Origin of the sequence: Micropruina sp. (assembly GCF_047607385.1) — a bacterium.
In the GTDB taxonomy this organism is placed as follows: domain Bacteria; phylum Actinomycetota; class Actinomycetes; order Propionibacteriales; family Propionibacteriaceae; genus Micropruina.
Genome location: NZ_JASGDE010000160.1, coordinates 1 through 7,210 on the forward strand (window position 1 = coordinate 1; position 7,210 = coordinate 7,210).

Genomic DNA, 7,210 nt, shown 5'->3' on the forward strand with positions numbered 1-7,210 from the left:
GCTCGCCTAACTATTTGGGGCTCGCTGAACTCAGCGAGCCCCAAATAGTTAGGCGAGCGCGGGGCTGGGAGGGCGGGACCGGGAGCGCGGGACCGGGAGCGCGGGACCGGGAGCGCGGGACCGGGAGCGCGGGGCTGGGAGCGCGGGACCGGGCATGCCAACGGCCCCCGGGAGAAACTCCCGGGGGCCGTTGGGTTCGTCGCTCGGACGCGGTGTCTACAGGGGCGACTGTCAGAACAGGCCGGTGCTGGCCGCTTGCGCCTTGCTGAAGCGCTCGGTGACGTCGGCCCAGTTGACCACGTTCCACCACGCCTTCACGTAGTCGCCCTTCACGTTCAGGTACTGCAGGTAGAAGGCGTGCTCCCACATGTCCAGCTGCAGCACCGGCAGCTGGCCCACCGGCAGGTTGCCCTGCTGGTCGAACAGCTGGTTGATGTTCAGCCGCTTGCCCAGGGTGTCCCAGACCAGCACCGACCAGCCGGAGCCCTGCAGGCCGTTGGCGACTTCGTTGAACTGCTTCTGGAAGCCCTCGAACGAGCCGAAGAACTCGTCGATCGCGGCCGCGATCTCGCCCTCGGGACGGCCGCCGCCGTCCGGGGACATGTTCTTCCAGAACACCGAGTGGTTGATGTGCCCGCCGAGGTGGAAGGCCAGGTCCTTCTCCAGCTTGTTGATCGCCGCGAAATCGCCGCTCTCCCGGGCTGCGGCCAGCTTCTCCAGCGCGGTGTTCGCACCGGCCACGTAGGCGGCGTGGTGCTTGTCGTGGTGCAGCTGCATGATCTGCGCGGAGATGTGCGGCTCGAGTGCGCCGTAGTCGTAATCGAGGTCCGGCAGCGTGTACGTCATCGGTACTCCTTCGTTGTGGCGATCGGTGTCGGGGTCGTCATCAAGCCCCAACCTGCCACTCCGACACTCTATTCCGCCCGGTGCGGAGCAAAAGCCCCCCTTCGGGCGTCCGTCTCGCTCCCTGGCTCGGCGAAGGCGGGGACGAACTCGGCCCGCCGGGCGGAGCGGCGCAGCAACCGCAGCAGCGACGGCGCCACCAGGGCGATCAGCACGGCGTTGGTCAGCGCCCGGCCCAGGTTCCAGCCCATCGAGGTGGCGATGTTGTACAGCACGAAGCGGTGCAGGTTCTGCACCATGTCGAGGTGCGGATCGAACGAGATCGGGGTGTCGTTGCCGATGCCGAACGGCCAGAACGCGAAGTCCATCACCCAGCCGTAGGCGAACGCCGAGACCATGCCGTAGCCGGCCAGCAGCCAGATCTCGGCGCGTCCGGAGGCCTTCGGCAGCCGGCCGGCGAACAGTCCGACGAACCCGGCGGCCAGCATCTGGTAGGGCAGCCAGATGCCCACCCCCGAGGTGATCAGCGCCGAGGTGAACAGGGTGACGGCGCCCAGCGCGAAACCGAAGCCGGGGCCGAACACCCGCCCGGCCAGGATCAGCACGAAGAAGACCAGCTCGATGCCCGCCGTCCCGGCGCCCAGCGGACGCAGGATGGTGCCGACCGCGGCCAGCACGCCGAGCATCGCCAGGGTGCGGGCGTCCATCCGTCCGCCGGCGATCTCGGAGAGCACCACCGCCATCGTCACCGTGATCACGGCGCCGAAGACGATCGGGGCCAGCTCGGGCCGCATGCCCGATTCCGGACGCAGCACCAGCGGCCAGCCGAAGGCCACCGCGCCGACCAGCAGCGCCACCAGCACAGTCGCGGACGTCCGGACGCCCCCGGTCCTCATGCCAGCCCCCGTCCGACGTCGTCGGGGGTCAGCACGGCGGCGGGCGCGAACACCTTGGCCATCTGCGGCGCGTAGGCGGGCGAGGAGGTGAGGATCTCGACGGTGCTGCCGTCGGCGATCAGCTCGCCGTCGGCCATCAGCAGGGTGCGCCGGCTCACCCCGGCGGCGAATTCCACGTCGTGGGTGCTGATCAGCACCGCCTTGCCGGACGCCGCCAGGCCGGCGACGATGGCCCGCAGTTCGGCCTTCGCGGCGTAGTCGAGGCCGCGGGTCGGCTCGTCCAGCAGCACCACCGGCGGCCGGGCGGCCAGCTGGACGGCCAGCACCAGGGCCAGCCGTTGCCCCTCCGAGAGATCCCTGGGATCGCGGTCGTCGGGAACCCGGACGCCGAGGTCGCGCAACAGCCCCGCCGTCGTCCCCGGCTCGGCGTCGCTCTCGGCGTCCGCCTGGGCGCATTCGGCGCCCACGCTGGGCAGATAGAGCAGGTCGGCCGCGGTCTGCGGCACCAGCGTGACCGCCCGGCGGGCTTCGGCGGCGCTCAGCCGGCGCGGGTCGCGGCCCTGCACGTCCAGCTCGCCCGCGCAGCTCAGTGCACCCTGCAACGCCCAGAGCAGCGACGACTTCCCGGCCCCGTTGCGGCCCAGCAGGCTGGTCACCGTCCCGGCGGCGAGCTCCAGGTCGACCCCCGCGACCGCGACCAGGTCGCCGTAGCGGACTTCGATCCGGCGGGCGGTGAGCGCCGGTGGGCCGCCGGACGCCGCCGGAACCGGCGCGGGCGTCACGGTCAGCCGTTCGGCCTGGACCCTGCGCCGGGCCGAACGGACGCTGAGCGGCACCTCGTCCCAGCCCGCCACCCGGGCCAGCTGGGCCAGCGGGGGAGTGACGTCGGCGCCGGCCAGCACGTCGCCGGGCGGGCCGTGCACGACCCGGCCGTCGCCGGGCAGCCAGAGCATCGAGTCGGCCGCCTGCATCACCCGCTCCAGCCGGTGCTCGGCCAGCACCACGGTCAGCCCGACGTCGTGCACCAGGGTGCCGATCGCGGCCAGCACGTCCTGCGCGGCGGTCGGGTCGAGCGCCGAAGTGGGCTCGTCCAGCACCAGCACCCGGGGCTGCGCGGCCAGCACCGCGGCGATCGCCACCCGCTGCTGCTGCCCGCCGGACAGCTCGATCAGCGGACGCCGGCGCAGGTCGGCGATGCCCATCAGGTCGAGGGTCTCCTCGACCCGTTTCCGCATCGCCTGCGGCGCCACGCCCAACTGCTCCATCCCGTAGGCGATCTCGTCCTCGACGGTGTCGGTGACGAAGCCGCGCAACGGGTCCTGACCCACGTAGCCGACCAGGTCGGCCAGGTCCCGGGGCCGGTGGCTCGCGGTGTCCAAGCCGCCGACCGACACCCGTCCGGCCAACGTGCCGCCGGTGAAGTGCGGCACCAGGCCGTTGATCGCCCCCAGCAGCGTCGACTTGCCCGAGCCGGTGCGGCCGATCACCAGGCACAGATCGCCCTCCGGCAGGGCGAACGAGACGGTGTCCAGCACCGGCCGCTCGGCTGCCGGATAGCTGATGCTGACCCGGTCGAACTCGATCACCGTCATGTCGGCTCCGGTTCGCCGGCGCGGACCCGCAGCGGACGCACCCGGCGATCGGTGCGGTCTGGGGTGACGGAGGGCTTGCGGCGGCGGGTCAGCGGCAGCGGCAGCAGCACCAGGGCCAGCACCAGCAGCATCGGCGCGCTGAGGCTCGGCCAGACCAGCGGGTCGGTGCTGGGCGCCAGCGCCGACGGGTCGAGCAGCGACGCCAGCGCCGGGCTGAGCCCGTCCGGATCGAGCCAGCCGAGCCAGAGCAGCAGGGCGGCGGCCAGCACGCCGGAGACCGCGACCAGGGTCTCGGTGCTCCGCCACGGCATCGGACGGTAGCCGGTGACCCGCAGCCGGCGTCCGGCGGCCCGCAGGCCCAGGGCGGCGCCGAGCAGGCCGAGCGCCAGCAGCCAGCAGGCCAGTTGCCAGTAGTCGGTGCTGAGCAGCAGGAAGACGCCGCCGGTGGCCGCCATCGACGACAGCAGCATCACCGGCAGGGTGCCGGCGGTGGGCAGGCCGCGGGTGCGGGCGAAGCCGCGCGACTCCATCCCGGCAGCCAGCGCCAGCGAGCGGTCGATGGCGTCGGCCAGCACCGGCAGGGCGATGGTGCCCAGGGTGCGCAGGCCGGTGCTGGAATCGCCGCGCAGCCGCCGGGCACGGCGCACCCGCTGGATGCTCTCGATCAGCTGCGGGGCGACGCTGAGCGCGATCACCACGGCAACGGACGCCTCGTAGAGCGCCGCCGGCACCGATCGCAGCGCCTGCCGCGGATTCGCCAGCGCGTTCGCGGCGCCCACGCAGAGCAGCATCACGGCGAGCCGCAACGCCTCGTAGCTGGTGCCGGCCAGCGCCTCGGCGGTGACCGGGCCGCCCAGCTGGATGCCGGCGGCCCACTGTGGCAGCGGCACTGACGGCAGCGTGAACAGCACGGTCTCGCCGTTGCCGCCGCCGAGCAGGATGCGGAAGAACAGCCGCATCCCGATCACGAACAGCGCCAGGAACAGGTAGGCGCGTACCGAGCGGGCCCAGGGGGCGTCGCTGCGGCGCAGCATCACCACCACGACCATGGCGGTGGCGATCAGCAGCAGCAACAGCGGATTGGTGGTGCCGTTCACTGCGATCCCGATGCCGATCGCCCAGCACCACCAGGCCCAGGGGTGCAGTTCGTTCAGGACTTCCGTCCCTTCAGCAGCCACCAGCCGCCCAATCCGCCGGCGGCGGCCACGATCACCGCGCCGACCACGATGGTGCCCACCGGGCTGCCGGCGCCGCCGGCGTCCGGGGTCGCCGACGGCTGTTCCTGCGCGACCACGGCGCCGGTCTCGGTCGGATCGGCCCCGGACGCCTCGATCGTGGGCGTGACCGGGGCGGTCGAGGCAGCGGCGGAGGCCGTCGCCGTCGCGGCGGTGCTGGCAGCCGGCGGCCGGGACGCGGTGGCCGAGGCGGACGCCTTGCTGGTCCGGCTGCTGGCGCTCGGCTTGGCCGGGGTGCTGGCCGGCTTGGCCGGCTGGCTGGTCTTCTTGCTGGGCTTCGGTGTCGGTTTGCGGGTGGACGCGGAGGGCTTCGGCTTGGGGGAGTCGATGCTCCCGGTGGGCGGTTTCGCCCCCGGCGGGGTGTTGCCGCCGTTGATCGAGACGTAGTGCCAGCCCTCGGCGTTGCCCTGCTTGGGCCGGTAGCTGCCGGCCCCCAGGTTCGAGTAGCTCCACGCCGAATAGCTGCCGTCGGCCTGCTTGCTGGCGTGCCAGTACGACCAGTAGGCCTTGTTGATGTCGGGCTTGGACGGCTTGCCGCTGAGCTTCAGCACGAAGCCCTCGTCGACGGTCGGTGAGAAGCCGGCGCTGCGCAGCGCGGCCAGTCCGGTGCCGTAGCTGGTGGCGCACCGGGTGCTGACCCCGCCGCCCAGCGACCCGTAGTCGACGATCACCCAGACCCCGCTGCACCCCGCGGCCTGCGGGAGCTGCGGGGCGGTGGCGACCGCCGGGGCTGCACTGGTGCCGGCGGCGCAGGCCGCCAGCACCAGCGCAACGGTGAGCTTCCTCACTTGGCGACCTTCGCGGTGGCCTTGGAGGTCTTCGACACGGTCTGCAGGCCGGTGCCGCTGGCGGTCACCTTGACCGTGATGGTCTTCCCGGCGTCCGACTTGGTCAGCTTGTAGCCGGTCTTGGTCGCCTTCGAGATGGCCTTGCCGGAGCGGTACCAGCGGATCGACAGCTTCTCCGGCTTCGGCGACCAGGTTCCGGTGGCGACGGTCAGCGTCTTGCCGACCTTGGCCGTGCCGGAGATGGCCGGGACGGGGCTGGCGGTGTAGCCGGCCGGCGGGGCGGCCAGGTCGGGCTGCGCGTTGTCGCCCGGGTAGGGGCCGTACACCCAGCCCTCGACGCTGCCCTTCACCGGCTTGGACGTGGCCGCGCCCACGGCGTAGGACGTCCAGGCGTTCCAGGTGCCGTCGGACTTGGGGGTGGCGCTCCAGTAGCCCCAGTACTTCGAGAAGGTGGTGTCGAGCTTGGACGGGAAGCCGTGGATGCGGTTCACGAAGCCGTCCTTGGCGTCCACCGTGAAGCCGGCGCTCTTCAGCGCCGCCAGTCCGGTGGAGTACTTGGTGGCGCAGCGGACCGTCTGCTGGCCGTTGCCGCGATCGACCACCACCCACACGCCCGAGCAGGACGCGGTGGCCTTGGGCAGCGACGGCGTCTTCGGGCATTTGCCCAGGTCGAGCGAGACGTCCAGCAGCGACGTGCCGTTGATCAGCCAGAGCGCGTTCGCGGTGGCCATCGGGTTCGACTCGGTGCCGGCGTCCAGCGAGTTCGGGAAGCCGCCGTCGGAGTGCTGGACGGTGCCCAGCCACGCCTTGGCCTTGGTCACCTCGGCGCCGCTGCCCAGCGCCGAGCCGAGCAGGCCGGTGGAGTCCACCGGCGAGTAGTTCTCCCAGTAGCCGGCGCTCTTCTGCGCGCTCTTCGCCCAGCCGGTGGCGGCGTCCTGCTGCGGCTTGAGCTGGCCGAGCGACTTCAGCGCCAGGATTCCCATCGCCGTGGTGTCGGGGTCGGCGTTGAACGTGCCGGCCGGGTATTCGTAGCCGAAGGCGCCGTTGTCGCCCTGCTGGCCGAGCAGATTGGTCAGCAGCGTCACCGGGATGGTGGCGTTGGCCCGCTTCAGCGCGATGATGCCCAGGCTCTGGCTGAACGCCGACTTCGACGCACCGAGCTGGCCGTCCTTGGGCAGGCTCTTGGTGACCAGCGAGACCAGGTTGTACCCGGCGAATTTCTTCGGATTCAGGCCGAGCGAGCTGACCACGATGGCCAGATTGGCCGCTCGGGCCTGGTTCAGCTTCTTGCTCGGGTACAGGTACGACTTGGTGTTCTTCTCGATCTGCTTGACCAGCGTCTGCAGCGCCGGGGCATAGCTGCAGTCGCCGGTGGTGGCCAGGCCGAGCGCGGCGGTCATCGAGGCGGACGCCCCGTCACCGCTGGCCGGCAGGTTCTTGACCAGGTAGTTGGCGGCCTTGGTGGTGTCGACCTCGGTCGCGGCGGTCGCCGTCGGGGCCAGCGTGGCCGATGCGGACAGGGCCAGGGTGGCCGCAGTCCCGACGGCCAGCAGGCGCTTCAGAGTGGGAGACATGGTGGAGTCCTTCGGTCGCGTGTGGCGGGCGAGACGGATCCGGACCGGGGCGATGTCAGGCTCCTCCGCGTACCACGACGGGTTGGCGAGCCGGAACCGGGCAGGCATTCCGGCTTCGCCATCGCTGGCGTCACGGCTGCGGGTCAGCTCCGGATTCGCACCGGGTTCCCCTGCTCGGGTTCGGGTGCCACTCACCCTAATGCACCGCGCCCCCACCCCTCCGCTCGCCCAGGGAAGCGCTCGCCTAACTATTGAGCGCTCGCCGAATTCGGCGAGCGCTCA

General features: G+C 71.8%; 6 protein-coding genes and 1 riboswitch. All 6 genes read right to left on the reverse strand.

Features of this window, described 5'->3' with window-relative positions; translation table 11 throughout:
- Positions 1–231: 231 nt before the first annotated feature.
- The 6 genes from QM582_RS14025 to QM582_RS14050 all read right to left on the reverse strand — a co-directional run bounded on the left by QM582_RS14025 (position 232) and on the right by QM582_RS14050 (position 6,928).
- Positions 232–846, reverse strand: a complete 615-nt coding sequence (locus QM582_RS14025; RefSeq protein ID WP_415085387.1) for a superoxide dismutase — start codon at positions 844–846, stop codon at positions 232–234.
- Between the two features lie 68 nt (positions 847–914).
- The gene (locus QM582_RS14030) at positions 915–1,739 is read right to left on the reverse strand and encodes an ECF transporter S component (RefSeq protein WP_415085389.1); all 825 of its coding nucleotides are present in this window, start codon (positions 1,737–1,739) and stop codon (positions 915–917) included.
- On the reverse strand, positions 1,736–3,331 hold the full coding sequence (locus QM582_RS14035; RefSeq protein ID WP_415085391.1) for an ABC transporter ATP-binding protein: 1,596 nt from the start codon (positions 3,329–3,331) through the stop codon (positions 1,736–1,738). The genes QM582_RS14030 and QM582_RS14035 overlap by 4 nt, the downstream gene beginning before the upstream one ends.
- On the reverse strand, positions 3,328–4,509 hold the full coding sequence (locus tag QM582_RS14040) for an energy-coupling factor transporter transmembrane component T (protein WP_415085393.1): 1,182 nt from the start codon (positions 4,507–4,509) through the stop codon (positions 3,328–3,330). Before QM582_RS14040 ends, QM582_RS14035 begins: the two co-directional genes overlap by 4 nt.
- On the reverse strand, positions 4,482–5,354 hold the full coding sequence (locus QM582_RS14045) for a hypothetical protein (protein WP_415085395.1): 873 nt from the start codon (positions 5,352–5,354) through the stop codon (positions 4,482–4,484). The genes QM582_RS14040 and QM582_RS14045 overlap by 28 nt, the downstream gene beginning before the upstream one ends.
- Positions 5,351–6,928 carry a hypothetical protein gene (locus QM582_RS14050; protein ID WP_415085397.1) on the reverse strand — a complete coding sequence of 526 codons (1,578 nt, stop codon included), beginning with the start codon at positions 6,926–6,928 and terminating at the stop codon, positions 5,351–5,353. The genes QM582_RS14045 and QM582_RS14050 overlap by 4 nt, the downstream gene beginning before the upstream one ends.
- 81 nt (positions 6,929–7,009) lie before the next feature.
- Positions 7,010–7,138: riboswitch (cobalamin riboswitch) on the reverse strand.
- Positions 7,139–7,210: the final 72 nt, after the last annotated feature.